This window comes from Streptomyces sp. NPDC037100, from assembly GCF_055606225.1.
The window spans coordinates 730,371-753,678 of record NZ_JBVJSX010000002.1 but is presented as its reverse complement, the minus strand read 5'-3'; the positions used below and the strand labels follow the sequence as shown (position 1 = coordinate 753,678).

Genomic DNA, 23,308 nt, shown 5'->3' with positions numbered 1-23,308 from the left:
ACAGAGAGAGGTAATTCCAATGGCTGGACCCCAGCGCCGCGGTGGCGGTGCCGGTGGCGGCGAGCGGCGGGACCGGAAGGGCCGTGACGGCGGCGCTGCTGCCGCCGAGAAGACCGCGTACGTTGAGCGCGTCGTCGCGATCAACCGCGTCGCCAAGGTTGTGAAGGGTGGTCGTCGCTTCAGCTTCACCGCGCTGGTCGTGGTGGGCGACGGTGACGGCACCGTGGGTGTCGGATACGGCAAGGCCAAGGAGGTGCCGGCCGCCATCGCCAAGGGCGTTGAGGAGGCCAAGAAGCACTTCTTCAAGGTCCCCCGCATCCAGGGCACCATCCCGCACCCCATCCAGGGTGAGAAGGCTGCCGGCGTCGTGCTCCTGAAGCCCGCGTCGCCCGGTACCGGTGTTATCGCCGGTGGTCCGGTGCGTGCCGTGCTCGAGTGCGCCGGTATCCACGACGTGCTGTCGAAGTCGCTCGGCTCCGACAACGCGATCAACATCGTGCACGCGACCGTGGAGGCCCTGAAGGGTCTGCAGCGTCCCGAGGAGATCGCGGCCCGCCGTGGTCTGCCCCTCGAGGACGTCGCCCCCGCGGCTCTTCTCCGTGCGCGTGCCGGGGCGGGTGCGTAATCATGGCGCAGCTCAAGATTACGCAGGTCAAGTCCTACATCGGCAGCAAGCAGAACCACCGTGACACCCTGCGTTCCCTTGGTCTCAAGGGCATCAACACGCAGGTCGTCAAGGAGGACCGCCCCGAGTTCCGCGGCATGGTGCACACCGTCCGCCACCTCGTGACGGTCGAGGAGGTCGACTGATCATGGCGGAGAACAACCCGCTCAAGATCCACAACCTCCGTCCCGCCCCGGGCGCCAAGACCGCCAAGACCCGTGTGGGTCGTGGTGAGGCGTCGAAGGGTAAGACGGCCGGTCGTGGTACCAAGGGCACGAAGGCCCGTTACCAGGTTCCGGAGCGCTTCGAGGGTGGCCAGATGCCCCTCCACATGCGTCTCCCGAAGCTGAAGGGCTTCAAGAACCCGTTCAAGACCGAGTTCCAGGTCGTGAACCTCGACAAGCTGGCCGCGCTCTACCCCGAGGGTGGCGAGGTCACCGTCGAGGGTCTGGTGGCCAAGGGTGCCGTTCGCAAGAACAGCCTCGTCAAGGTCCTCGGCCAGGGCGAGATCTCCGTGGCGCTGCAGGTGACGGTCGACGCCGTCTCCGGCTCCGCCAAGGAGAAGATCACCGCCGCCGGCGGTTCTGTCACCGAGCTCGTCTGAACACCACAGGCGTCTCGATGACCTGAGCGATCCCGACCGGGGATACCCCACATATGGGGTATCCCCGGTCGGTCGTTCCTAGGGCGGCAGTCTCGCCGGTAAGGTGGCCTGCACTGCCCACTTTTCACAGGGTGCTTCACTTCGGGCACTCTGAGCGGCAGTTGACCGTTATCCATGTCGTTGTTCTATTGGACTCTCAAGACGTCACCCTTGACGCAGTTGCGCGGGGGTCGCAGGAGGCACCGTGCTCACCGCGTTCGCCCGGGCGTTCAAGACGCCCGACCTGCGCAAGAAGCTGCTCTTCACGCTCGGCATCATCGTGGTCTACCGGGTCGGTACGCACGTCCCGATCCCCGGCGTCGACTACCGGAACGTCCAGACCTGTATCGACAACGCCCAGGCCAACCAGGGGATCTTCGGCCTGGTCAACATGTTCAGCGGTGGCGCGCTGCTGCAGATCACGATCTTCGCGCTGGGCATCATGCCGTACATCACGGCGAGCATCATTCTGCAGCTGCTGACCGTGGTGATCCCGCGCCTGGAAGCCCTGAAGAAGGAGGGCCAGGCCGGTACGGCGAAGATCACGCAGTACACCCGTTACCTGACGATCGCCCTCGCCATCCTCCAGGGCACCGGCCTCGTCGCCACCGCCCGCAGCGGCGCTCTCTTCAGTGGCTGCCCGGTGGCGAGCCAGATCGTCCCGGACCAGTCGATCTTCGTCACCATCACCATGGTCATCACCATGACCGCCGGTACGGCCGCCGTCATGTGGCTCGGTGAGCTCATCACCGACCGCGGCATCGGCAACGGCATGTCGATCCTGATGTTCATCTCGATCGCCGCCACCTTCCCGTCCGCCCTGTGGGCCATCAAGCAGGAGGGCTCCCTGGCCGGCGGCTGGATCGAGTTCGGCACGGTCATCCTGGTCGGCTTCGCCATGGTCGGCCTGGTGGTCTTCGTCGAGCAGGCCCAGCGCCGCATCCCGGTCCAGTACGCCAAGCGCATGATCGGCCGTCGTTCCTACGGCGGTACGTCCACCTACATCCCGCTCAAGGTGAACCAGGCGGGTGTGATCCCCGTCATCTTCGCCTCGTCGCTGCTCTACATCCCGGCGCTGATCGCTCAGTTCGCGGGAGGCACTTCGGGCTGGAAGACCTGGATCGAGCAACACTTCGTGAAGGGCGACCACCCGTACTACATCGTTACGTACTTCCTGCTGATCGTTTTCTTCGCGTTCTTCTACGTGGCGATCTCCTTCAACCCCGAGGAAGTCGCCGACAACATGAAGAAGTATGGTGGCTTCATCCCGGGCATCCGGGCTGGCCGACCGACCGCTGAGTACCTGAGCTACGTACTCAACCGGATCACCTGGCCGGGTTCGCTGTACTTGGGACTGATCGCTCTCGTGCCGACGATGGCGTTGGCAGGTTTCGGGGCAAACCAGAACTTCCCGTTCGGCGGGACCAGCATCCTGATCATCGTGGGTGTCGGTCTCGAGACCGTGAAGCAGATCGAGAGCCAGCTCCAGCAGCGCAATTACGAAGGGTTCCTCCGCTGATGCGTATCGTCCTCGTCGGGCCGCCGGGCGCCGGTAAGGGAACGCAGGCCGCGTTCCTGGCCAAGAACCTGTCGATCCCGCACATCTCCACGGGCGACCTGTTCCGGGCCAACATCAGCCGGCAGACGGAACTCGGCAAACTGGCGAAGTCCTACATGGACGCGGGCAACCTCGTGCCCGACGAGGTCACCATCGCGATGGCGAAGGACCGCATGGAGCAGCCGGACGCCGAGAACGGTTTCCTGCTGGACGGCTTCCCCCGCAACGTCTCCCAGGCCGAGGCGCTCGACGAGCTCCTCGAGACCGAGACCATGCAGCTCGACGCGGTGCTGGACCTGGAGGTCCCCGAGGACGAGGTCGTCAAGCGGATCGCCGGCCGGCGCATCTGCCGCAACGACTCCGCGCACGTCTTCCACGTGACGTACAAGCAGCCGGCCAAGGACGGCGTCTGCGACGTCTGCGGTGGCGAGCTGTACCAGCGGGACGACGACTCCGAGGAGACAGTCCGCACGCGGCTGGAGGTCTACCACACCCAGACCGAGCCGATCATCGACTACTACAAGGCCCAGGGCCTGGTGGTCACGATCTCCGCGCTCGGCAAGGTGGAGGACGTCACGACCCGCGCCATGGAGGCGCTGAAGCGTGGCGAGGACGGCAAGTAGCCGTCCGTACGCAGCTACGGCCGCGGTTCCCCTCGGGGTGCCGCGGCTGCTGTGTGGGTGGGGCCGGTCGCCCGGCCCCGTATCGTTGAAGGCGTTCGTCGTCGCCGAAGGTCCAGAAAGGCCGTAGCCCCCATGGTGCAGATCAAGAGCCCCGAGCAGATCGCCAAGATGCGTGAGGCGGGACTGGTCGTCGCCGCCATTCACGCGGCGACCCGTGAGGCCGCCGTACCCGGGGCCACGACGAAGGATCTGGACCAGGTCGCCCGCAAGGTGCTCGCCGAGCACAACGCCAAGCCGAACTTCCTCGGCTACGGCGGCTTCCCGGCGACGATCTGCACGTCCGTGAACGAGGTCGTCGTCCACGGCATCCCGTCCGACGACGTCGTCCTCAAGGACGGGGACGTCATCTCCATCGACTGCGGCGCCATCATCGACGGCTGGCACGGCGACGCGGCCTTCACGGCCTTCGTGGGCTCCGGTCACGCTCCGGAGCTCGTGGAGCTCTCCCGGGTGACCGAGGAGTCGATGTGGGCCGGCATCGCCGCCATGAAGCAGGGCAACCGCCTGGTCGACGTCTCCCGGGCCATCGAGACGTACATCCGCCGCCAGCCCAAGCCCGGCGGCGGCAAGTACGGGATCATCGAGGACTACGGCGGCCACGGCATCGGCACCGAGATGCACATGGACCCGCACCTGCTGAACTACGTCGACCGGCGGCGCGGCAAGGGCCCGAAGCTGGTGCCCGGCTTCTGCCTCGCGATCGAGCCGATGGTGTCCCTGGGGACGCCGAAGACGGAGGTCCTCGAGGACGACTGGACCGTCATCACGACGGACGGTACGTGGTCCTCGCACTGGGAGCACTCTGTCGCTCTGACGGAGGAGGGGCCGCTGGTGCTCACGTCTCCCGACGGGGGGAAGGCGAAGCTCGCCGAGCTGGGGATCGTCGCCGCGCCTGATCCGCTGGGCTGAGCGCCTTGCCGGGTGGGTGGTCCCGCCCGGTGGCTGCTGCGGGTGCGTGGGGGCTTCTCGCGCAGTTCCCCGCGCCCCTTCGGGGGCGCTTAAAGGGCTGCCCGCCGGGGCAGACTCTCTCGATTCGTGTTTCTGAGGGCCCTGTCGTAGACTGACTCGTCGGCTCTTGTGTACCCGCATGCCTGCATGCGCCCCGCACAGAGTCGATCAAGGTAGTCGATTCGAAGGGCGAAGCGTGGCCAAGAAGCAAGGTGCCATCGAGATCGAGGGCACTGTCGTCGAGTCTCTTCCGAACGCCATGTTCAAGGTCGAGCTCCAGAACGGCCACCAGGTCCTGGCACACATCAGCGGCAAGATGCGCATGCACTACATCCGCATCCTCCCTGACGACCGGGTCGTGGTGGAGCTGTCTCCGTACGACCTGACGCGTGGCCGGATCGTCTACCGCTACAAGTAGATCTTGCCTGTGTCCCGCCGCCGCGTGCGGTGGGACTGCCGGCACTGACCCGGAGAACCTCAACATGAAGGTCAAGCCGAGCGTCAAGAAGATCTGCGACAAGTGCAGGGTGATCCGCCGTCACGGCCGGGTCATGGTCATCTGCGACAACCCGCGCCACAAGCAGCGCCAGGGCTGACGCACGACCGATCCCTCTGCATTCATCGCAGGGTTTCGCGCGACGCAAGCTGAATTTGTTCATACGCAGGACCCAGGGGAACGAGCGTTCGCCTGACACCCCCGGTTCGGAGGCTGGGGACCCAGTTCGTACCTGGTACGGCGGCTGGGAGTCGGTTCTGCGGAAGACCTCCGACAAGTAACTGGAGCCATTGAATGGCACGCGTTTCCGGTGTTGACATCCCGCGCGAAAAGCGCGTGGAGATCGCCCTCACCTACGTGTTCGGCATCGGCCGGACCCTCTCCCAGCAGACGCTGGCCGCCACCGGCGTGGACCCGAACACCCGTGTTCGTGACCTCTCCGAGGAGCAGCTGGTCGCGATCCGCGAGTACGTCGACAACAACATCAAGACCGAGGGTGACCTCCGTCGCGAGATCCAGGCCGACATCCGCCGCAAGGTCGAGATCGGTACCTACCAGGGTCTGCGTCACCGTCGTGGTCTGCCCGTCCGCGGTCAGCGCACCAGCACCAACGCTCGTACCCGCAAGGGACCGCGTCGCGCCATCGCCGGCAAGAAGAAGCCGGGCAAGAAGTAGTCCACAGCGGACGCCTGTCCACGGTCTTCGCTGTAGGACCGACCACCTCCCGTAGGAGTTATAGATGCCCCCCAAGGGTCGTCAGGGCGCTGCCAAGAAGGTGCGCCGCAAGGAAAAGAAGAACGTCGCTCACGGCCACGCGCACATCAAGAGCACGTTCAACAACACGATCGTCTCGATCACGGACCCGTCCGGCAACGTGATCTCCTGGGCCTCCGCCGGCCACGTCGGCTTCAAGGGCTCCCGGAAGTCCACGCCGTTCGCCGCGCAGATGGCCGCCGAGTCGGCTGCCCGCCGCGCCCAGGAGCACGGCATGCGCAAGGTCGACGTGTTCGTGAAGGGCCCGGGTTCCGGTCGTGAGACCGCGATCCGCTCCCTGCAGGCCACGGGCCTCGAGGTCGGCTCCATCCAGGACGTCACCCCGACCCCGCACAACGGCTGCCGTCCGCCGAAGCGCCGCCGCGTCTGACGCGAGGCTGCTGCACGCAGACCGTGGTTCCGGGCGGTACGGCTCCGTAAAAGGGCCGTATCGCCCGTACCCTTGCAGTACCCGCGCTTTTCCCGGTGCGGTTTCCGTCGGGCGTCAAATAGCGGGCGTCCACGAAAGAAGGATCTGATCCACACATGCTGATTGCTCAGCGTCCGTCTTTGACCGAAGAGGTCGTCGACGAGTTCCGCTCCCGGTTCGTGATCGAGCCGCTGGAGCCGGGCTTCGGTTACACCCTCGGCAACTCCCTGCGCCGCACCCTCCTGTCGTCGATCCCCGGTGCCGCTGTCACCAGCATCCGCATCGACGGTGTCCTGCACGAGTTCACCACCGTGCCGGGCGTCAAGGAGGACGTCACCGACCTGATCCTCAACATCAAGCAGCTGGTCGTCTCCTCGGAGCACGACGAGCCGGTCGTGATGTACCTGCGCAAGCAGGGTCCGGGTCTGGTCACCGCTGCCGACATCGCGCCCCCGGCCGGTGTCGAGGTGCACAACCCCGACCTGGTCCTGGCCACGCTCAACGGCAAAGGCAAGCTGGAGATGGAGCTCACGGTCGAGCGTGGCCGCGGTTACGTCTCCGCCGTGCAGAACAAGCAGGTCGGCCAGGAGATCGGCCGGATCCCGGTCGACTCGATCTACTCGCCGGTGCTGAAGGTCACGTACAAGGTCGAGGCCACGCGTGTCGAGCAGCGGACCGACTTCGACAAGCTGATCGTCGACGTCGAGACCAAGCAGGCCATGCGCCCGCGTGACGCCATGGCGTCGGCCGGCAAGACCCTGGTCGAGCTGTTCGGTCTGGCCCGCGAGCTCAACATCGACGCCGAGGGCATCGACATGGGCCCGTCCCCGACGGACGCCGCCCTGGCCGCCGATCTGGCGCTGCCGATCGAGGAGCTGGAGCTCACCGTTCGGTCGTACAACTGCCTCAAGCGCGAGGGCATCCACTCCGTGGGTGAGCTCGTCGCCCGTTCCGAGGCGGACCTGCTCGACATCCGCAACTTCGGTGCGAAGTCGATCGACGAGGTCAAGGCGAAGCTGGCCGGCATGGGCCTGGCCCTGAAGGACAGCCCGCCCGGATTCGACCCGACCGCCGCCGCGGACGCCTTCGGTGCGGACGACGACGCGGACGCCGGGTTCGTCGAGACCGAGCAGTACTAAGAGCTCGGGCTTTTACGGTCCGTACTCGGGTGCGGGTGCGCTGTGGCTTGTCGCGCCCACGCGACGGAGTCGCATATCGACGCCGCCCCGCGCCCCTTCCGGGCGGGCCCCTTCGGGGCTCCGTCCGGATCTCCGACGGGCAACCGCTCGCTCGGATACTGACCCCGGTACCTGATACGGCCGGGGCAGACACCTAGGAGAAACACCATGCCGAAGCCCACCAAGGGTGCCCGTATGGGCGGCAGCGCCGCGCACGAGAAGCTCCTCCTCGCGAACCTCGCGAAGTCGCTCTTCGAGCACGGTCGTATCACCACCACCGAGGCGAAGGCCCGCAAGCTGCGGCCGTACGCCGAGCGTCTGGTCACCAAGGCGAAGAAGGGCGACCTTCACAACCGCCGTCAGGTGCTCCAGGTCATCACGGACAAGAGCATCGTGCACACGCTCTTCACCGAGATCGGCCCGCGCTACGAGAACCGTCCGGGTGGCTACACCCGCATCACCAAGATCGGTAACCGCCGTGGCGACAACGCGCCCATGGCCGTCATCGAGCTGGTCGAGGCGCTGACGGTGGCGCAGGAGGCGACGGGCGAGGCCGAGGCCGCGACGAAGCGCGCCGCGAAGGACGCCGAGGCCACTGAGGCTCAGGTCGACACGACCAAGGCCGAGGACGCCGAGGAGTCCAAGGACGCGTAAGCGTTCTGCCGGGGGCTGTCCGCAGGCGGCTTGCGGTTCGTCGTGGCTGTTCGCGCAGTTCCCCGCGCCCCTGAAGGGCGTGTTGGCGGGTCCGTTCCCTTTTTCAGGGGGCGGGCCCGCCTTTGTGTTGGTGAGAGGATCCTGGGGTGAGTGACGAAGTAGAGGCCGGCCACGTCCGGGTCCGGCTCGATCTGTCGTACGACGGGAGTGAGTTCTCCGGATGGGCCAAGCAGGCCGGGGGGCGGCGGACCGTACAGGGGGAGATCGAGGACGCCCTGCGGACCGTGACGCGGTCGCGTGAGACGTACGAGCTGACCGTCGCGGGGCGTACCGATGCCGGGGTGCACGCGCGGGGGCAGGTCGCGCATGTGGATCTGCCGCGTGAGGTGTGGGCCGAGCACCACCAGAAGCTGCTGAAGCGGCTGGCCGGCCGGCTGCCCCGGGACGTACGGGTCTGGGCCCTCAGGGAGGCGCCCAGCGGCTTCAACGCCCGTTTCTCGGCGGTCTGGAGGCGGTACGCCTACCGGGTCACCGACAACCCCGGGGGCGTCGACCCGCTGCTGCGCAGCCATGTGCTGTGGCACGACTGGCCCCTCGACGTCGCGGCCATGAACGAGGCCGCCCGGGGGCTGCTGGGCGAGCACGACTTCGCCGCCTACTGCAAGAAGCGCGAGGGCGCCACCACCATCCGCACGCTCCAGGAGCTGAGCCTGGTGCGCGGTGACGACGGGATCATCACGGCCACCGTGCGGGCCGACGCCTTCTGCCACAACATGGTGCGCTCGCTCATCGGGGCGCTGCTGTTCGTGGGCGACGGGCACCGTCCGGCCGACTGGCCGGGGAAAGTGCTGGCGGCCGGTGTACGGGACTCGGCGGTGCACGTCGTACGGCCGCACGGGCTGACGCTGGAGGAGGTCGGCTACCCGGCCGACGAACTGCTCGCCGCGCGCAGCAAGGAGGCGCGGAACAAGCGGTCGCTGCCGTCGGCCGGATGCTGCTGACGTCGGCTCACTCGTCGGCCGCGGCCGAGGCCTGGGCCTCGCCGCGGCGGCGGATCTGGTTGAACGTGAACTGGGCCAGGTCGTCCCCGGTGCGGTAGACCGCGGTGTCCTTGGGCGTCACGTCCTTGCCGCTGGTGAAGCCGGTGATGCCGAAGTAGGCGTAGCGGCCGTAGGAGTTGCTGGTCGTGCGGCAGAAGCCGGACTCGCAGAAGGGCTTCACGCCGCCGCCGGAGAGCGACTTGATGAAGCTCTTCTTGGTGCTCTGGCTCCTTGCCTTGGCGGCCTGTGCCTCGGTGTCGAAGACGGCCACGCCGATCGTCACCGCGATGCCGTCCTTGACGTAGGTCACCCGCATCAGACGGGTGCAGTCGTTCCCGGTGAGGATCTTGGGGAGGGTGCCGCCGGCCGGCGAGGCGCAGTTCCTCGTGTCCGCCGTGGGGCCCTTCTTGTAGACCGTCTCGCCCATGGTGAGCTGGGTGCCCGGGAAGAGAGTGTCCGGGCTGAGCGGGGCCTTGTCCTTCTTCGCGCTGGCGATGAAGTCCTTCGGGTCCAGCGGCGGCGGGGCGCTGGTCGGGGCGAAGGACGGGGCCGAGGCGGACTGGCTCGGGATGTCGGACGAGGGCAGCGAGGCCGGGGTGCCCTGGTTGTCGCCGCCCGCCGAGACGACGGCCACCGCGACGGCGGTGCCGATCGCCACCGTGGCGAACGCGCCGCCGCCGATCAGCAGGACCCGTCGTCGCTTGTTGCGGGCCTCGGAGGCCTCAGCGAGCGCTGCCCAGTCCGGAGACTGGCCGCCCCCGCTGTTCCAGGGCTGCTGCGACTGCGGTTTCCAGGGATCCCACTGGGACTGAGGTCCCCCCTGCCCAAAGCTCATGGGGCGCATCTTAGACGGGACAAGGGGTGTGCTGGTCCGCCCGGTTGGGCTCCCGAACCCCTAGCGTTCCTCCTATGCGCACGGGCAAAAGCGACATCTGCGGGTGGTTGGGGCGACTGCTGCCGACCGTGGTGCTGCTGGGGTGTCTGCCGTTCTGGCCGGCCCTCGCGGCCGGGGTGTGGCCGTCGGTCGTGGTGGGGGCGCTGGGGGCGGTCCGTCGTCCGCGCGCAGGCGGGTCCGTGCTGCGGTGGTGCGCCGCGGTCGCCGTGGACGCGGTCGTCTCGTCGGTGTTTCCGTATGTACGGCGGCCGCGACGGCGGACGGTGCGCAGGGTTGTCACGCTGTGTGCCGCCCTGTACCTTGCGGTGACCGAGCGGCTGCGGTGATACCGCGTTTTGACCCTTGTGGTGTGCCCCGGTATTCTGCTTGTTCGTTGTGTATTGGCTTGCTCATTCTCACGGGACGGGCCCTTACACCGGTCCACCGGGCCGATGACCAGCGACCCCACGTACGCGGTATGCGTCGCCGCAGTGCGGTCCAGGCTGTCGTGATCGTTTCGGTGACCAGTTATGGACCATTCACTCGAAGCGAAGGCTACGAACCGTGCGTACGTACAGCCCCAAGCCCGGCGATGTGACGCGCCAGTGGCACGTCATCGACGCTCAGGACGTTGTCCTGGGTCGTCTCGCCACCACTGCCGCGACGCTCCTCCGGGGCAAGCACAAGCCGATCTATGCCCCCCACGTCGACGCTGGTGACTTCGTCATCATCATCAACGCGGACAAGGTGCACCTGTCCGGCAACAAGCGGACCCAGAAGATGGCGTACCGCCACTCCGGCTACCCGGGTGGTCTGCGCTCCGTCCGTTACGACGAGCTGCTCGACAAGAACCCCGAGAAGGCCATCGAGAAGGCCGTCAAGGGCATGCTCCCCAAGAACACGCTGGGCCGTCAGATGCTCTCGAAGCTGAAGGTCTACAAGGGTGACCAGCACCCGCACGGCGCGCAGCAGCCGCAGCCGTTCGAGATCACCCAGGTCGCGCAGTAAGTCCGGCCACCCCCTAAGACTGAAGAGAATCTGAGGAGCATCGTGGCCGAGACCACTGCCGAGCAGCCGCTCGAAGAGATCGACATCGACAGCTACACCACCGAGTCCGAGGTCCCCGTCGAGGGCGAGTACACCTCGGAGTCCATGGCCTCCCGCTTCGGCGAGCCCCAGCCGGCCGCCGGCCTGGGCCGTCGCAAGAACGCCATCGCCCGCGTCCGGATCGTCCCGGGCACCGGCAAGTGGAAGATCAACGGTCGCACCCTCGAGGACTACTTCCCGAACAAGGTGCACCAGCAGGAAGTCAACGAGCCCTTCAAGGTGCTCGAGCTCGACGACCGCTACGACGTCGTCGCCCGCATCTCCGGCGGCGGTGTCTCCGGTCAGGCCGGTGCGCTCCGTCTCGGTGTCGCCCGTGCGCTGAACGAGGCGGACGTCGACAACAACCGCGGCCCGCTGAAGAAGGCCGGCTTCCTCAAGCGCGACGACCGTGCGGTCGAGCGCAAGAAGGCCGGTCTGAAGAAGGCCCGCAAGGCTCCGCAGTACAGCAAGCGCTAAACGCGACGCCCGTCCTGGCGACTGGCTTCGCAACGATCGCCCCGGCGGCACGGTTGTGCTGCCGGGGCGGTTTCGTTTACACAACCCCTACAGCCCCCGGACAGTCTCAGGGGGTGTACTCGGGGATGTGAGCCGCATTCTCTTCAGCAATTCGGAGGACACCACTGTGGGACGACTCTTCGGCACGGACGGCGTGCGCGGTGTCGCCAACGCGGATCTGACGGCGGAAATGGCCCTGGGCCTCTCCGTGGCCGCGGCACACGTACTGGCCGAGGCGGGCACGTTCGAGGGACACCGGCCGAAGGCCGTGGTCGGGCGTGACCCCCGTGCGTCCGGGGAGTTCCTGGAAGCCGCCGTGGTCGCGGGCCTCGCCAGCGCCGGCGTGGACGTCCTGCGGGTCGGCATGCTGCCGACGCCCGCCGTGGCGTACCTGACCGGGGAGCTCGGCGCCGACCTCGGTGTGATGCTCTCCGCCAGCCACAACGCCATGCCGGACAACGGCATCAAGTTCTTCGCCCGCGGCGGGCACAAGCTCGCCGACGAGCTGGAGGACCGCATCGAGTCCGTCTACGAGGAGCACCGCACCGGTGCCCCGTGGGACCGGCCGACCGGGTCCGGCGTGGGCCGCGTACGCGCCTACGAAGAGGGCTCCGACCGGTACGTCGCGCATCTGCTGGGTGCCCTGCCGAACCGGCTCGACGGGCTGAAGGTCGTCCTGGACGAGGCGCACGGCGCCGCCGCCCGGGTCTCGCCCGAGGCGTTCCAGCAGGCCGGTGCCGAGGTCGTCACCATCGGGGCCGAGCCCGACGGGCTCAACATCAACGACGGGTGCGGCTCGACTCACCTGGACAAGATCAAGGCCGCCGTCGTCGAGCACGGAGCCGATCTCGGTATCGCGCACGACGGCGACGCCGACCGCTGCCTCGCCGTCGACCACACCGGTGCGGAGGTGGACGGGGACCAGATCCTCGCCGTGCTCGCGCTGGCGATGCGGGAGCGCTCCGCGCTGCGGTCCGAGACGGTCGTCGCCACGGTGATGTCCAACCTCGGCTTCAAGCTCGCCATGGAGCGCGAGGGCATCCGGCTGGTGCAGACCGGCGTCGGTGACCGGTACGTGCTCGAGGAGATGAAGGAGCACGGGTTCGCCCTCGGCGGCGAGCAGTCCGGGCACGTGATCATCCTCGACCACGCGACGACCGGCGACGGGACGCTGACCGGGCTGCTGCTGGCGGCTCGGGTGGCGCAGAGCGGGCGTACGCTGCGCGAGCTCGCCGCCGTCATGGACCGGCTGCCGCAGGTGCTGATCAATGTGCCCGACGTCGACCGGACGCGGGTGGCGACGTCCGCGGAGCTGTCGGTGGCGGTTTCGGACGCGGAGCGGGAGCTCGGGGCGACCGGGCGCGTGCTGCTGCGGCCCTCCGGGACCGAGCCGTTGGTCCGGGTGATGGTGGAGGCGGCCGACATCGAGCAGGCCCGGTCCGTGGCCGGGCGGCTTGCCGATGCGGTGAAGTCCGCGCTCGGTTAGTGAACGGGCAGGGGGTGGGGACTGCGGTCGTCGGTGAGCCGCAGGTTGTCCGTGGCTCGTCGCGCAGTTCCCCGCGCCCCTGGGGGCGCTGCCCCTAGGGCGTGTTCTTGGGCTGCCTGGACCAGAGCCATCTCTGGGCCGCCAGTGTCAGGGTGCCCGCGAGGATGATGCCCAGCAGGTTCAGCAGGAGCTGCTCCGTGGAGCCCCACGTCTGTTTCGTGTCGCCGTAGCTCAGCGCCACGGCGGCGTTCGCCGCGGCCGGGATCGTGGTCACCGAGATGGCCACGCCCACCAGGGCGCCCGATTTGGCCGAGGTCAGGGAGAGGGTGCCGGCGATGCCGGCCAGGACCGCCACGACGAAGGACAGCCGGTCGGGGGCGTAGATGAAGCCGGTGTTGGGGCGGTCGGCCTCCAGCTGGGCCTCGGTGAAGAGGCCGATGGCGTCCATGAAGAGACTGAAGGCGACCGTCACCGCCATCGCCGCCGCGAAGCCCACCAGCAGGGCGATGAGCGAGCGCGCGGCGAGGCGCGGCTGGCGGCGGACCATCGAGGTGCTGATTCCCGCGAGGGGGCCGAACTCCGGGCCCACCGCCATGGCTCCGACGATCAGAATCGAGTTGTCCAGGACCACGCCGCAGGCCGCGATCATCGTGGCGAGCGTGATGAAGGCCAGGTACGTGACGGAGAGGGTGGACTCCTCGTGCGTCGCGTCGGACAGGTGCTCCCACAGGACCGCGTCGGACCCCTCGCCCGGCGCATCCGCCTCCGCCTTGTCGGCCCGCTCGGACAGGGACAGGTCGATGGACTCGACGGCGATGGAACCGGTGGTGTCGATGCCCAGTTCCCGCAGCCCGGTGACGAGTTCGTCGCCCGCCTCGCGGGCCACGTCGCACATCACCACGTCTCCGGCGGGGTCGCGGGCGGCGCCCGGCAGTACGACGAGGTGGGTGGTGCCGACCGTCTTCTCGATCAGCAGGACCACCTCGTCGGTTCTGGCGGCCGGTGTGATCAGACGCAGATGGAGCATGGCGCCCATCTAACCGGTCTTTCCCCCGGGCGTCACAGCTTGCGCAGACTCAGCCGCTGCACCTTGTGGTCCGGGCCCTTGCGCACGACGAGGGCGGCGCGGCCGCGGGTGGGCGCGATGTTCTCCACCAGGTTGGGCCGGTTGATCGTGCGCCACATCGTCCGGGCGTAGTCCAGGGCCTCCTCCTCCGAGACCTGGGTGTATTTGCGGAAGTACGAGGACGGGTTCTGGAAGGCGGTCGCGCGCAGCTTGCGGAAGCGGTTGAGGTACCAGGTCTCGATGTCCTCGACGCGGGCGTCGACGTACACGCTGAAGTCGAAGTAGTCGGCGAGACCGACGCGGGTGCGGCCGTCCTTGCCGGGCAGGGCCGGCTGGAGGACGTTCAGGCCCTCGACGATCAGGATGTCGGGGCGGCGGACCGTGAGCCTCTTGTCGGGGACGATGTCGTAGATCAGGTGGGAGTAGACGGGCGCGGTGACCTCGTTCTTGCCGGCCTTGATGTCGGCGACGAAACGGGTCAGGGCCCGGCGGTCGTAGGACTCCGGGAAGCCCTTGCGGGACATCAGGCCGCGGGCCTGGAGATCCTTTGTGGGCAGCAGGAAACCGTCGGTGGTGACCAGCTCGACGCGCGGGTGCTCCGGCCAGCGCGAGAGCAGGGCCTGCAGGAGGCGGGCGACCGTCGACTTGCCCACGGCGACCGAACCGGCGACCCCTATGACGAACGGGGTGCCCGACTGGGAGCCCTGCTCGCCCAGGAACGTGTTCAGCGCCCCTCTGAGGCCGTCGGTGGCACCGACGTAGAGGTTGAGAAGTCTGGACAGCGGGAGGTAGATGTCCCGCACCTCGTCGAGGTCGATCACGTCGCCGAGACCGCGCAGCTTCTCGACCTCCTCGGCCGTCAGCGGAAGCGGCGTCTTGTCACGCAGCGCGCTCCACTCGGCTCGGGTGAGGTCGACGTAGGGAGTCGCCTCCGGGCGGGGCCGGTGGGCGCTCCGGGGCATCGAGGAGACCGGAGAGATCACAGTCCATTGTTACGGGCGTACGAACGGATGGTGAGGTGGGATCCGTCACCCGAGCCTTTCGCCCCACTTCCTCCCGGAGAAATCCGATACCGGTGGAATGTCAGTGGTGTGCGTCACAGTTGTGGGAGAAGTGGGCCCGGTCCGGGGTCCACGAACGCCTGGGGGTATCCATGACGTACGCGATAGAGGCGGAAGGTCTGGTCAAGCGGTTCAAGGAGACCGAGGCGCTGGCCGGTGTCGACCTGGCGGCCCGCAGGGGCACGGTGCTCGGGCTGCTGGGCCCCAACGGCGCGGGAAAGACGACCGCGGTGCGGATCTTCGCGACACTGCTGCGCCCGGACCGGGGCAGGGCCCGGGTGGCCGGCCACGACGTGGTCCGGGAGGCCGGAGTCGTACGCTCCCTCGTCGGGCTGACCGGGCAGTATGCCGCGGTCGACGAGAACCTGACCGGTACGGAGAACCTGCTGCTCATCGGCAGGCTGCTGGGTCTGCCGAGGCGGGAGGCGAAGGCGCGGGCCGGTGAACTGCTGGAGCGGTTCCAGCTGACCCACGCGGCCGGGCGGGCGGCGAAGACCTTCTCGGGCGGCATGCGCAGACGCCTGGATCTCGCGGCCAGCCTCGTCGGCCGGCCCAGCATCCTCTTCCTCGACGAGCCGACCACCGGTCTCGATCCGCACAGCCGCGGTGAGCTGTGGGACATGCTGCGCGGCCTGGTCGCGGACGGTGCTACCGCCTTGCTGACCACGCAGTATCTGAACGAGGCCGATGTCCTCGCCGACGACATCGTGGTGATCGACAAGGGCCGCGTGATCGCCGAGGGCACGCCGGACCAGTTGAAGGCACAGGTCGGAGGCCAGGTGCTGGAGCTCAGGCCGATCGTCGGGCAGGACCTCGCGCGGGCACACGCGCTGGTGGTCGGGGCCGCGGGGCCTCAGGCCCGGATCGAGGGCGAGACGGTCACCGCCCCGGTGAAGGACCCCGAGCTGATGCCGGCCGTGGTGCGCGCGCTGGACCGTGAGGGCATCGCGGTCGGTGAGCTGGCCCTGCGCCGCTCCTCGCTCGACGAGGTCTTCCTCTCCCTGACCGGCCACCGTGCGGAGCCGGGCGAGGCCGAGGAGGACGGGGGTGCGGCCGTCCGTGACGACGACGATTCCGTCCGCGACGACGATTCCGTCCATGACGACGATTCCGTCCGCGACGACGATTCCGTCCATGACGACGATTCCGTCCGCGACGACGATTCCGTCCGTGACGACGACGGGATGGAGAAGGCGGTGAGCCGGTCATGACCGCCACCGCCACCAGCCTCACCGCACCGGTCACCGCGTCGGGCCGGGTGCCGCCCCTGGCGGGGGTGCGGCAGACCCTCACGATGGCCTGGCGGAGCCTGGTCGCCGTCAAGCACAACCCGCTCGAACTGGTCGACTACAGCATCACGCCGATCATGTTCGTGTTCCTGTTCACCTACGTGCTGGGCGGGCAGATGGCGGGCTCGCCCGATGCCTATCTGAAGTACGCGCTGCCCGGGATCATCGTGCAGAACACCCTGTTCATGACGATGTACACGGCGATGGCACTCAACACCGACCTCACCAAGGGCGTCTTCGACCGGCTGCGCAGCCTGCCCATCGCCCGCTCCGCCCCGCTCATCGGCCGGATCACCGCAGACCTCGCGAAGCACCTGTGGGCGCTGCTGCTGATGATCGGCCTCGGCTTGGCGCTCGGCTTCCGCATCACCGGCGGATTCGGCGGATTCCTGCTCGGCACGCTGCTGGTGGTGGTGTTCGCCGCGGCCGTGTCCTGGGGCGCGGTGCTGATCGGGATGCTGGCCGGCGACGCCGAGAAGGTCCAGGCGTTCGCCTTCACGATCATCTTCCCGATCACCTTCACCAGCAGCGCGTTCGTCGTCGTCGACACGATGCCCGGGTGGCTCCAGGCGTGGAGTGACGTCAATCCGGTGACGCATCTGTCGGACGCGTTCCGGGGGCTGTTGCTGGGCGGGGCGGTCGCGGAGCCGGTGATGTGGTCGCTGGTGTGGGCGGCGGGTATCGCGCTGGTGTTCTATCCGCTGGCCATGGGGGCTTACCGGGCGAAGGTCTGAGCCCCGTCGCACGGGTCACGGAAGGCTGCATTATTTCCGAATCCGGGCACGCTGAAGGGGTTTTCCGAGAGCGTCGGCCCGTAGGCTGCGGCTCATGTGCGGAATCGTGGGATACGTGGGGCCGCAGTCGGCGCTCGATGTGGTCATGGCCGGTCTGAAGCGGCTGGAGTACCGGGGATACGACTCGGCGGGCGTCGCCGTCCTGGCCGACGGGGGGCTGGCGACGGCGAAGAAGGCCGGCAAGCTGCTCAACCTGGAGAAGGAACTGGACGGCAGACCGCTGCCGACCGGCGCGACGGGCATCGGGCACACCCGTTGGGCCACGCACGGCGGGCCGACGGACACCAACGCCCACCCGCACATCGACAACGCGGGACGGGTCGCGGTGGTGCACAACGGCATCATCGAGAACTTCGCCCTGCTGCGGGCCGAGCTGGCGGAGCGCGGCCACGAGCTGTCCTCCGAGACGGACACCGAGGTGGTGGCGCACCTGCTCGCCGAGGAGTTCTCCGCCTGCGCGGATCTCACCGAGGCGATGCGGCTGGTGTGCCGGCGGCTGGAGGGCGCCTTCACGCTGGTCGCCGTGCATGCCGACGAGCCGGACGTGGTCGTGGGCGCGCGGCGTAACTCGCCGCTGGTGGTCGGTGTCGGGGACGGCGAGGCCTTCCTCGCGTCGGACGTCGCCGCGTTCATCGCCCACACGCGCTCGGCGATCGAGCTCGGGCAGGACCAGGTGGTGGAGCTGCGCCGGGACGGCGTGACCGTGACGGGCTTCGACGGACGCCCGGCCGACGTACGGTCGTACCACGTCGACTGGGACGCGTCGGCCGCGGAGAAGGGCGGCTACGACTACTTCATGCTCAAGGAGATCGCCGAGCAGCCCAAGGCGGTCGCCGACACGCTCCTGGGCCGGGTCGACGGTTCCGGGTCGCTGACGCTGGACGAGGTGCGGATCCCGCAGGGGGCGCTGCGGGAGATCGACAAGGTCGTCATCGTCGCCTGCGGTACGGCCTTCCACGCCGGGATGATCGCCAAGTACGCGATCGAGCACTGGACGCGGCTGCCCTGCGAGGTGGAGCTGGCGAGCGAGTTCCGCTACCGGGACCCCATCCTCGACGCGCAGACGCTGGTGATCGCCATCTCCCAGTCGGGCGAGACCATGGACACGCTGATGGCGCTGCGGCACGCCCGTGAGCAGGGCTCCAGGGTGCTGGCGATCTGCAACACCAACGGTTCGACGATCCCACGCGAGTCGGACGCGGTGCTGTACACGCACGCCGGGCCGGAGGTGGCCGTCGCCTCGACCAAGGCGTTCCTGACGCAGCTCGTGGCGTGCTACCTGGTCGCCCTGTACCTGGGCCAGGTGCGCGGCACGAAGTGGGGCGACGAGGTCCGGGCGGTGATCCGCGACCTGTCATCCATCGCCGGTGCGGTGGAGGAGGTGCTGGGCACGATGGAGCCGGTGCGGGAGCTGGCACGCACGCTGGCGTCCAAGAAGACGGTGCTGTTCCTCGGGCGGCACGTGGGCTATCCGGTGGCGCTCGAAGGCGCGCTGAAACTCAAGGAACTCGCCTACATGCACGCGGAGGGGTTCGCGGCAGGGGAGCTGAAGCACGGGCCGATCGCCCTGATCGAGGAGGACCTGCCGGTGGTCGTGGTGGTGCCCTCGCCGCGCGGCCGGTCGGTGCTGCACGACAAGATCGTGTCCAACATCCAGGAGATCCGGGCGCGCGGCGCGCGGACGATCGTGATCGCGGAGGAGGGCGACGAGGCGGTCGTGCCGTACGCGGATCACCTGGTCCGGATTCCCGCCACGCCGACCCTGCTGCAGCCGCTCGTCGCGACGGTGCCGCTGCAGGTGTTCGCCTGTGAGCTGGCGACGGCCCGCGGCAACGAGGTGGACCAGCCCCGGAACCTCGCCAAGTCGGTGACGGTGGAGTGAGCGGGCCGCCGGAGTGAGCGGGTAGCCGGAGTGAGCGGGCAGCCGGAGTGAGCGGAAGGGGCGAAGGGCCGGATGCCCTTCGCCCCTCGGATCAGCCGGTCAGGCCGTCAGGCGCACGGCTCAGACAGGCAGGCAGGTCGCCGGGACCCAGCCTTCCACGCTGGTGCTGTTGGGGCCGCCGAAGTACCACTTGTTGCTCGTCTTGCCGCACGCCGTGTAGCTGCCGCCCGTGACGGGCTTGCTGCCGCCGAAGCAGATGCCGCCCTTCTGGCCCTTGCCCCAGGTGCCGAGAGCGGTCGAGCTCGTCTTGGGCTGGCTGCGGAGGTTGACGGTCGCCTTGGGCTTCACGTTGGTCAGCGCGCTGCTGCAGTCGGGCCGCGTCGCCGCGGCGGCGGTCCCGGCGGTGGCGACGGTGCCGGTGAGGGCCGTGGCGAGGAGAGCTATGGCACTGGCCGCGGTCCCCAGCGACTTGAACTTCATGGACGGTGTCCTCCCGTTTGGTGCGATGCCGTTTGCACATCGCGGTCAGCGCGAACTCTGTAGCGGGGGCGTAGAGTTGAGGATCACAGGGTCGACCGGGCGGTGCCCGGGAGCCGTTCGCGCCGGATCCGGCCCGTCACCGTAGGGTGCTGCCCATGAGCATCATCGGGGTCGGCATCGACGTTGCCGAGATCGAGCGGTTCGCGGCTTCACTGGAGCGCACGCCCGCGCTGGCCGGGCGGCTGTTCCTGGAGCGGGAGTTGCTGCTGCCCAGCGGGGAGCGGCGGGGGGCTGCCTCGCTCGCCGCGCGGTTCGCGGCCAAGGAGGCGTTGGCCAAGGCGCTCGGTGCTCCGCCGGGGCTGCTGTGGACCGACGCCGAGGTGTGTGTCGAGGACACCGGGCGGCCCTGGCTGCGGGTGACCGGGACGGTGGCCGCCCGGGCCGCCGAACTCGGCGTGCGGAGCTGGCACGTGTCGCTGAGTCACGATGCGGGCGTCGCCTCCGCGGTGGTCATCGCGGAGGGGTGAGAGCACCTCTAGGACAGGGACCAGATCAGCGTGACCGTGCCGATGAAGCCGATCGCGCCCAGGGTCGCACCGGCCGCCGCCGGCCACATCCGGCCCATGCCCCTGCGGGCGTGGTGGAGGCCCATCGCGCCGAACGTCATCGCGAGCGCTCCGGCCAGGACCGTCCACGGGAACAGGAACGCCCAGGTGCCCACGGCCGAGACGGTGCCGAGGACCAGGGCCGTGGGGCCCAGGGCGGTGGCGGGGCTGTCTGTTTGCCTGGATGTCGTCGAACTGGTCATGTCTCGCCGGTCCCCCTTTTTGAACGAGTTCAAAACACGGCTCGATCATACGCCCGGGCGCGGTCCGGGGGGAATACGGGTCCGGCTGCACCCCGAAGCCCCGCCTGTGCGGACGGAGGGTCCGGCTGTGCCCCGAAGCCCCGCCCGTGCGGACGGGGGGTCCGGCTGTGCCCCGAAGCCCCGCCTGTGCGGACGGGGGGTCCGGCTGTGCCCCGAAGCCCCGCCTGTGCGGACGGGGGCTTCGGGGTGCCGGGTCAGCAGATCGACTGGCTGCTGTTCACCCGCGTGATGTTGCGGAACGTCGTGTTCTCGCCGCACGGGCTCTCCCTGATGGCCGCATCGGTGACCGTCAGGTTCTGGATGGTGATGTCCCTGTTGTTGGGGAACTCCGAGCGGGCGGCCAGGCGCAGCTCGCCGCCGCCCGTGATCGTGCCGCTCCGGGCCGCGAGGCTGACGTTGTAGCAGTTCTCGATCAGGACCGAGTTGTTGCCGGTCCGGGAGAGCGTCACCTTCTCGATGACGGCCCCGCCGCTCTCCGAGACGCAGAACACGCCGCGTCCGCCGCCGCGCGCGACGACCTCGCCGACGCGGATGTTGGTGGGGTAGCCGCTGCCGATCCGGCCGTTGCGGTTGGCCATGCGGAAGGCGGCGTAACCGGTGCCCGTGCCGGCGTTCTCGGCGTCCACCTTCGTGACACTGGCGTTGACGGTCTGGTTGAGCAGCAGACCCGACTCGCCTACGTTGCGGGCCGTCACCGTGCCGATGGTGAGACCGTCGACGCCGTAGGTCTCGACCGCGTGGCTGGACGCGCCGGAGACGTAGACATCGTCGATGCGGACGTTGCGCGTCCACTGGCTGGTGTCGCCGCGGTTGTCGATGCGGACGCCCAGGCCGCGGGAGAGGCGCATGTCGATCCGGCCGAGCACCACGTTCTGGACGTTGCGCAGGAAGATGCCGTACAGCGGGGTGCCGGTGAGCCTGAGGTTCTGGACCTCGACGTCGCGGGTGCCGCGCGAGTAGACCGGCGCCTGGTCGCCCGAGCCGCTGCCGGTGACGTCGATCGTGCCGCAGACGTCGAGGATCGTGTAACTCGGCAGGGAGATGCGCGAGCCCGCGGAGACCGAACCCGAGCCGCGGACCACGACCCGTTCCTTCGTCGTGCGCCCGGAGGTGAGGCTGTTGACCGCGGCCTGGACGGCCGCGCGCATGTCGGTGCCGGTGTAGACCGTGCTGCCGCCGCGCCGGGCGGTCCAGGTGCCGCCGCTCTGCACGGCCTCGGCCTGGTAGGAGCCGTCTCCGCAGGCCAGCGCGCGCGTGGGGACGGCCGTGGCGGGGGCGGTCAGGGTGCCGGCCGCGGTGAGGAGGGCGGTGGCGGCGACGGCGGCGAGTAATGCGGCTCTGCGTCCCATGGGGGCCTCGGTTTCGTCGGATGTGGGGGGTGCGCAAGCGCTTTCTGCGCGGCCGGGAGTCTGGCAAAGGGCCGGTAAAGCGTCAATGGACGCGACACGGATCGCAGAGCGGGGAGGTGCGGGAGGTGCGTGTGAGGGGGAGTGGCCCGGCGGTCCTGCGGGAAACTCGACCGCATGCGTACTGCGTACAGCGTGGAGACGGTCCGGAACGCCGAACGGGAGCTGATGGCGCGGCTGCCGGAGGGGGCGCTGATGCAACGCGCCGCCGCCGGGCTCGCCGCGGCCTGCGCCGACCTGCTCGGGCGGGTGTACGGGAGCAGGGTCGCGCTGCTGGTCGGCAGTGGCGACAACGGGGGTGACGCCCTGTACGCGGGGGCCCGGCTGGCCCGGCGGGGGGCCGGGGTCACCGCGGTGCTGCTCGCGCCGGAGCGGGTGCATGCGGCGGGGCTCGCGGCGTTGCGGCGGGCCGGGGGGCGGGTCGCGGGGGCCGGTCAGGGCGAGGCGCTCGTCGAGGACGCGGACCTCGTCCTCGACGGGATCGTCGGGATCGGGGGGAAGGGCGGGCTGCGGCCGGACGCGGTGCCGTTGGCCGCTGCCGCCGGGCGGTCGCGGGGAGCCGTGGTCGCCGTCGATCTGCCGAGCGGTGTCGACGCCGACACCGGGGAGGTGCACGGCATCGCCGTGCGGGCCGATCTGACCGTCACCTTCGGGACGCACAAGCCGGGGCTCCTGATCGACCCCGCGCGGGAGTACGCGGGGTCGGTGCGGCTGGTGGACATCGGGCTGGAGCTGCCCGCCGAGCCGGAACTGGAGGCGTTGCAGCACCTGGACGCGGCCCGGCTGCTGCCGGTGCCGCGGGCGGAGAGCGACAAGTACCGGCGGGGTGTGGTCGGGATCGCCGCGGGGTCGGCGCGGTACCCGGGGGCCGCCGTGCTCGCCGTCTCCGGGGCGCTGCGGGGAGGAGCCGGGGCCGTGCGGTACGTCGGGCCCGCCGGGGACGCGGTCATCGCGCGGTTTCCCGAGACGCTCGTGTCGGACCAGGGGCCGAAGCACGCCGGGCGGGTGCAGGCGTGGGTCGTCGGACCGGGAGCCGGGGACGACGCCGTGACGGTGGCGGAGGTGCTGGCGGCGGACGTGCCGGTGCTGATCGACGCGGACGGGCTGCGGCTGGCGGACGCGGACGTCGTGCGGGGGCGGCGCGCGCCGACGCTCATGACGCCGCACGCGGGGGAGGCGGCGGCCCTGCTGGGTGTGGACCGGGAGGAGGTCGAGGGCAGCCGGCTGACGGCGGTCCGGGAGCTGGCCCGGCGGTACGGGGCGACCGTGCTGCTGAAGGGATCCACGACGCTGGTGGCCGACTCGGGAGGCGGCGCGGTGCGGGTGAACCCCACGGGGACGGGGTGGCTGGCCACCGCCGGGAGCGGGGACGTGCTGTCGGGACTCGGCGGATCGCTGCTGGCGGCGGGGCTGTCCGCGGTGGATGCGGGGAGTGTCGGGGCGTATCTGCACG

At 69.3% G+C, this 23,308-nt stretch carries 28 protein-coding genes; 22 read left to right on the top strand and 6 right to left on the bottom strand.

What is annotated here, in order from left to right:
* The first annotated feature begins 19 nt into the window (after positions 1 to 19).
* From rpsE to truA, 13 genes are all read left to right on the top strand, one after another.
* A complete protein-coding gene (rpsE, locus tag ACZ7EG_RS08550) occupies positions 20 to 625 on the top strand; it encodes a 30S ribosomal protein S5 (RefSeq protein ID WP_009190144.1) in 606 nt (201 codons plus the stop codon).
* A gap of 2 nt (positions 626 to 627) precedes the next feature.
* Complete coding sequence (gene rpmD / locus ACZ7EG_RS08545; protein WP_003974250.1) at positions 628 to 810, top strand: 50S ribosomal protein L30; 183 nt, start codon at positions 628 to 630, stop codon at positions 808 to 810.
* A gap of 2 nt (positions 811 to 812) precedes the next feature.
* On the top strand, positions 813 to 1,268 hold the full coding sequence (gene rplO / locus ACZ7EG_RS08540) for a 50S ribosomal protein L15 (protein WP_031141307.1): 456 nt from the start codon (positions 813 to 815) through the stop codon (positions 1,266 to 1,268).
* 244 nt (positions 1,269 to 1,512) lie between these two features.
* Positions 1,513 to 2,826 (top strand): preprotein translocase subunit SecY, encoded by a 1,314-nt coding sequence (gene secY / locus ACZ7EG_RS08535; protein WP_471074161.1) that lies wholly within the window; start codon positions 1,513 to 1,515, stop codon positions 2,824 to 2,826.
* Complete coding sequence (locus ACZ7EG_RS08530; RefSeq protein WP_471074158.1) at positions 2,826 to 3,488, top strand: adenylate kinase; 663 nt, start codon at positions 2,826 to 2,828, stop codon at positions 3,486 to 3,488. Before secY ends, ACZ7EG_RS08530 begins: the two co-directional genes overlap by 1 nt.
* A 132-nt stretch (positions 3,489 to 3,620) precedes the next feature.
* Positions 3,621 to 4,457: a type I methionyl aminopeptidase gene (gene map / locus ACZ7EG_RS08525; RefSeq protein WP_352101247.1), complete on the top strand. Its 837-nt coding sequence runs from the start codon at positions 3,621 to 3,623 to the stop codon at positions 4,455 to 4,457.
* A 235-nt stretch (positions 4,458 to 4,692) separates the two neighbouring features.
* Positions 4,693 to 4,914, top strand: a complete 222-nt coding sequence (gene infA, locus ACZ7EG_RS08520; RefSeq protein WP_003948620.1) for a translation initiation factor IF-1 — start codon at positions 4,693 to 4,695, stop codon at positions 4,912 to 4,914.
* 64 nt (positions 4,915 to 4,978) lie between these two features.
* Positions 4,979 to 5,092, top strand: coding sequence for a 50S ribosomal protein L36 (gene rpmJ, locus ACZ7EG_RS08515; RefSeq protein WP_003974245.1), 114 nt, complete (start codon positions 4,979 to 4,981; stop codon positions 5,090 to 5,092).
* Positions 5,093 to 5,286: 194 nt separating this feature from the next.
* Positions 5,287 to 5,667 (top strand): 30S ribosomal protein S13, encoded by a 381-nt coding sequence (rpsM, locus tag ACZ7EG_RS08510; RefSeq protein ID WP_004984507.1) that lies wholly within the window; start codon positions 5,287 to 5,289, stop codon positions 5,665 to 5,667.
* 64 nt (positions 5,668 to 5,731) lie between these two features.
* Complete coding sequence (rpsK, locus tag ACZ7EG_RS08505; protein ID WP_003956432.1) at positions 5,732 to 6,136, top strand: 30S ribosomal protein S11; 405 nt, start codon at positions 5,732 to 5,734, stop codon at positions 6,134 to 6,136.
* Positions 6,137 to 6,291: 155 nt separating this feature from the next.
* On the top strand, positions 6,292 to 7,314 hold the full coding sequence (locus tag ACZ7EG_RS08500; protein WP_003966937.1) for a DNA-directed RNA polymerase subunit alpha: 1,023 nt from the start codon (positions 6,292 to 6,294) through the stop codon (positions 7,312 to 7,314).
* 207 nt (positions 7,315 to 7,521) lie between these two features.
* Entirely contained in the window at positions 7,522 to 8,007 is a 486-nt protein-coding gene (gene rplQ / locus ACZ7EG_RS08495; protein WP_471074155.1) for a 50S ribosomal protein L17, read from the top strand.
* Between the two features lie 146 nt (positions 8,008 to 8,153).
* Complete coding sequence (gene truA / locus ACZ7EG_RS08490; RefSeq protein ID WP_392363763.1) at positions 8,154 to 9,008, top strand: tRNA pseudouridine(38-40) synthase TruA; 855 nt, start codon at positions 8,154 to 8,156, stop codon at positions 9,006 to 9,008.
* 7 nt (positions 9,009 to 9,015) lie between these two features.
* Here the strand turns inward: truA and ACZ7EG_RS08485 are convergent, their stop codons facing one another.
* Complete coding sequence (locus ACZ7EG_RS08485) at positions 9,016 to 9,882, bottom strand: hypothetical protein (RefSeq protein WP_471074151.1); 867 nt, start codon at positions 9,880 to 9,882, stop codon at positions 9,016 to 9,018.
* Between the two features lie 74 nt (positions 9,883 to 9,956).
* Here ACZ7EG_RS08485 and ACZ7EG_RS08480 point away from each other — a divergent pair, with 74 nt between their 5' ends.
* The 4 genes from ACZ7EG_RS08480 (at position 9,957) to glmM (ending at position 13,009) form a co-directional block, all read left to right on the top strand.
* Entirely contained in the window at positions 9,957 to 10,268 is a 312-nt protein-coding gene (locus ACZ7EG_RS08480) for a hypothetical protein (protein ID WP_471074148.1), read from the top strand.
* A gap of 217 nt (positions 10,269 to 10,485) precedes the next feature.
* Complete coding sequence (gene rplM / locus ACZ7EG_RS08475; RefSeq protein WP_033308956.1) at positions 10,486 to 10,929, top strand: 50S ribosomal protein L13; 444 nt, start codon at positions 10,486 to 10,488, stop codon at positions 10,927 to 10,929.
* Between the two features lie 42 nt (positions 10,930 to 10,971).
* Positions 10,972 to 11,484 carry a 30S ribosomal protein S9 gene (rpsI, locus tag ACZ7EG_RS08470; protein WP_062928598.1) on the top strand — a complete coding sequence of 171 codons (513 nt, stop codon included), beginning with the start codon at positions 10,972 to 10,974 and terminating at the stop codon, positions 11,482 to 11,484.
* Positions 11,485 to 11,650: 166 nt separating this feature from the next.
* Positions 11,651 to 13,009, top strand: a complete 1,359-nt coding sequence (gene glmM, locus ACZ7EG_RS08465; RefSeq protein WP_471074145.1) for a phosphoglucosamine mutase — start codon at positions 11,651 to 11,653, stop codon at positions 13,007 to 13,009.
* Between the two features lie 94 nt (positions 13,010 to 13,103).
* Here the strand turns inward: glmM and ACZ7EG_RS08460 are convergent, their stop codons facing one another.
* Positions 13,104 to 14,036, bottom strand: coding sequence for a DUF389 domain-containing protein (locus ACZ7EG_RS08460; RefSeq protein ID WP_471074142.1), 933 nt, complete (start codon positions 14,034 to 14,036; stop codon positions 13,104 to 13,106).
* A gap of 32 nt (positions 14,037 to 14,068) precedes the next feature.
* Positions 14,069 to 15,037, bottom strand: coding sequence for a type I pantothenate kinase (coaA, locus tag ACZ7EG_RS08455; RefSeq protein WP_471074874.1), 969 nt, complete (start codon positions 15,035 to 15,037; stop codon positions 14,069 to 14,071).
* Positions 15,038 to 15,228: 191 nt separating this feature from the next.
* Here coaA and ACZ7EG_RS08450 point away from each other — a divergent pair, with 191 nt between their 5' ends.
* The 3 genes from ACZ7EG_RS08450 (at position 15,229) to glmS (ending at position 19,101) form a co-directional block, all read left to right on the top strand.
* A complete protein-coding gene (locus ACZ7EG_RS08450; RefSeq protein ID WP_471074139.1) occupies positions 15,229 to 16,347 on the top strand; it encodes an ATP-binding cassette domain-containing protein in 1,119 nt (372 codons plus the stop codon).
* Positions 16,344 to 17,159, top strand: coding sequence for an ABC transporter permease (locus tag ACZ7EG_RS08445; protein ID WP_471074137.1), 816 nt, complete (start codon positions 16,344 to 16,346; stop codon positions 17,157 to 17,159). The genes ACZ7EG_RS08450 and ACZ7EG_RS08445 overlap by 4 nt, the downstream gene beginning before the upstream one ends.
* A 94-nt stretch (positions 17,160 to 17,253) precedes the next feature.
* The gene (gene glmS, locus ACZ7EG_RS08440) at positions 17,254 to 19,101 is read left to right on the top strand and encodes a glutamine--fructose-6-phosphate transaminase (isomerizing) (protein ID WP_471074135.1); all 1,848 of its coding nucleotides are present in this window, start codon (positions 17,254 to 17,256) and stop codon (positions 19,099 to 19,101) included.
* A 120-nt stretch (positions 19,102 to 19,221) separates the two neighbouring features.
* On the opposite strand, the gene ACZ7EG_RS08435 is transcribed toward glmS, so the two are convergent.
* Positions 19,222 to 19,581: a hypothetical protein gene (locus ACZ7EG_RS08435; RefSeq protein WP_471074132.1), complete on the bottom strand. Its 360-nt coding sequence runs from the start codon at positions 19,579 to 19,581 to the stop codon at positions 19,222 to 19,224.
* Positions 19,582 to 19,736: 155 nt separating this feature from the next.
* Here ACZ7EG_RS08435 and ACZ7EG_RS08430 point away from each other — a divergent pair, with 155 nt between their 5' ends.
* Positions 19,737 to 20,108, top strand: coding sequence for a holo-ACP synthase (locus ACZ7EG_RS08430; RefSeq protein ID WP_351634246.1), 372 nt, complete (start codon positions 19,737 to 19,739; stop codon positions 20,106 to 20,108).
* Positions 20,109 to 20,116: 8 nt separating this feature from the next.
* On the opposite strand, the gene ACZ7EG_RS08425 is transcribed toward ACZ7EG_RS08430, so the two are convergent.
* Both ACZ7EG_RS08425 and ACZ7EG_RS08420 read right to left on the bottom strand, forming a co-directional pair.
* Entirely contained in the window at positions 20,117 to 20,389 is a 273-nt protein-coding gene (locus tag ACZ7EG_RS08425; RefSeq protein WP_471074129.1) for a hypothetical protein, read from the bottom strand.
* A gap of 254 nt (positions 20,390 to 20,643) precedes the next feature.
* Positions 20,644 to 21,798: a hypothetical protein gene (locus ACZ7EG_RS08420; RefSeq protein WP_471074125.1), complete on the bottom strand. Its 1,155-nt coding sequence runs from the start codon at positions 21,796 to 21,798 to the stop codon at positions 20,644 to 20,646.
* Positions 21,799 to 21,972: 174 nt separating this feature from the next.
* On the opposite strand from ACZ7EG_RS08420, the gene ACZ7EG_RS08415 reads away from it, so the two are divergent.
* Positions 21,973 to 23,308, top strand: a 1,336-nt coding sequence (locus ACZ7EG_RS08415) for an NAD(P)H-hydrate dehydratase (RefSeq protein ID WP_471074122.1), incomplete at its 3' end; no start/stop codon positions are given.

Excerpts from the sequence above, each read along its gene's own strand:
- rpsE (WP_009190144.1), top strand. The coding sequence starts at position 20 with ATGGCTGGACCCCAGCGCCGCGGTGGCGGTGCCGGTGGCGGCGAGCGG.
- rpmD (WP_003974250.1), top strand. The coding sequence starts at position 628 with ATGGCGCAGCTCAAGATTACGCAGGTCAAGTCCTACATCGGCAGCAAG.
- rplO (WP_031141307.1), top strand. The coding sequence starts at position 813 with ATGGCGGAGAACAACCCGCTCAAGATCCACAACCTCCGTCCCGCCCCG.
- ACZ7EG_RS08530 (WP_471074158.1), top strand. The coding sequence starts at position 2,826 with ATGCGTATCGTCCTCGTCGGGCCGCCGGGCGCCGGTAAGGGAACGCAG.
- map (WP_352101247.1), top strand. The coding sequence starts at position 3,621 with ATGGTGCAGATCAAGAGCCCCGAGCAGATCGCCAAGATGCGTGAGGCG.
- rpmJ (WP_003974245.1), top strand. The coding sequence starts at position 4,979 with ATGAAGGTCAAGCCGAGCGTCAAGAAGATCTGCGACAAGTGCAGGGTG.
- rpsM (WP_004984507.1), top strand. The coding sequence starts at position 5,287 with ATGGCACGCGTTTCCGGTGTTGACATCCCGCGCGAAAAGCGCGTGGAG.
- rpsK (WP_003956432.1), top strand. The coding sequence starts at position 5,732 with ATGCCCCCCAAGGGTCGTCAGGGCGCTGCCAAGAAGGTGCGCCGCAAG.
- ACZ7EG_RS08500 (WP_003966937.1), top strand. The coding sequence starts at position 6,292 with ATGCTGATTGCTCAGCGTCCGTCTTTGACCGAAGAGGTCGTCGACGAG.
- rplQ (WP_471074155.1), top strand. The coding sequence starts at position 7,522 with ATGCCGAAGCCCACCAAGGGTGCCCGTATGGGCGGCAGCGCCGCGCAC.
- ACZ7EG_RS08485 (WP_471074151.1), bottom strand. The coding sequence starts at position 9,882 with ATGAGCTTTGGGCAGGGGGGACCTCAGTCCCAGTGGGATCCCTGGAAA.
- ACZ7EG_RS08480 (WP_471074148.1), top strand. The coding sequence starts at position 9,957 with ATGCGCACGGGCAAAAGCGACATCTGCGGGTGGTTGGGGCGACTGCTG.
- ACZ7EG_RS08460 (WP_471074142.1), bottom strand. The coding sequence starts at position 14,036 with ATGCTCCATCTGCGTCTGATCACACCGGCCGCCAGAACCGACGAGGTG.
- coaA (WP_471074874.1), bottom strand. The coding sequence starts at position 15,037 with ATGCCCCGGAGCGCCCACCGGCCCCGCCCGGAGGCGACTCCCTACGTC.
- ACZ7EG_RS08450 (WP_471074139.1), top strand. The coding sequence starts at position 15,229 with ATGACGTACGCGATAGAGGCGGAAGGTCTGGTCAAGCGGTTCAAGGAG.
- ACZ7EG_RS08445 (WP_471074137.1), top strand. The coding sequence starts at position 16,344 with ATGACCGCCACCGCCACCAGCCTCACCGCACCGGTCACCGCGTCGGGC.
- glmS (WP_471074135.1), top strand. The coding sequence starts at position 17,254 with ATGTGCGGAATCGTGGGATACGTGGGGCCGCAGTCGGCGCTCGATGTG.
- ACZ7EG_RS08435 (WP_471074132.1), bottom strand. The coding sequence starts at position 19,581 with ATGAAGTTCAAGTCGCTGGGGACCGCGGCCAGTGCCATAGCTCTCCTC.
- ACZ7EG_RS08430 (WP_351634246.1), top strand. The coding sequence starts at position 19,737 with ATGAGCATCATCGGGGTCGGCATCGACGTTGCCGAGATCGAGCGGTTC.
- ACZ7EG_RS08425 (WP_471074129.1), bottom strand. The coding sequence starts at position 20,389 with ATGACCAGTTCGACGACATCCAGGCAAACAGACAGCCCCGCCACCGCC.
- ACZ7EG_RS08420 (WP_471074125.1), bottom strand. The coding sequence starts at position 21,798 with ATGGGACGCAGAGCCGCATTACTCGCCGCCGTCGCCGCCACCGCCCTC.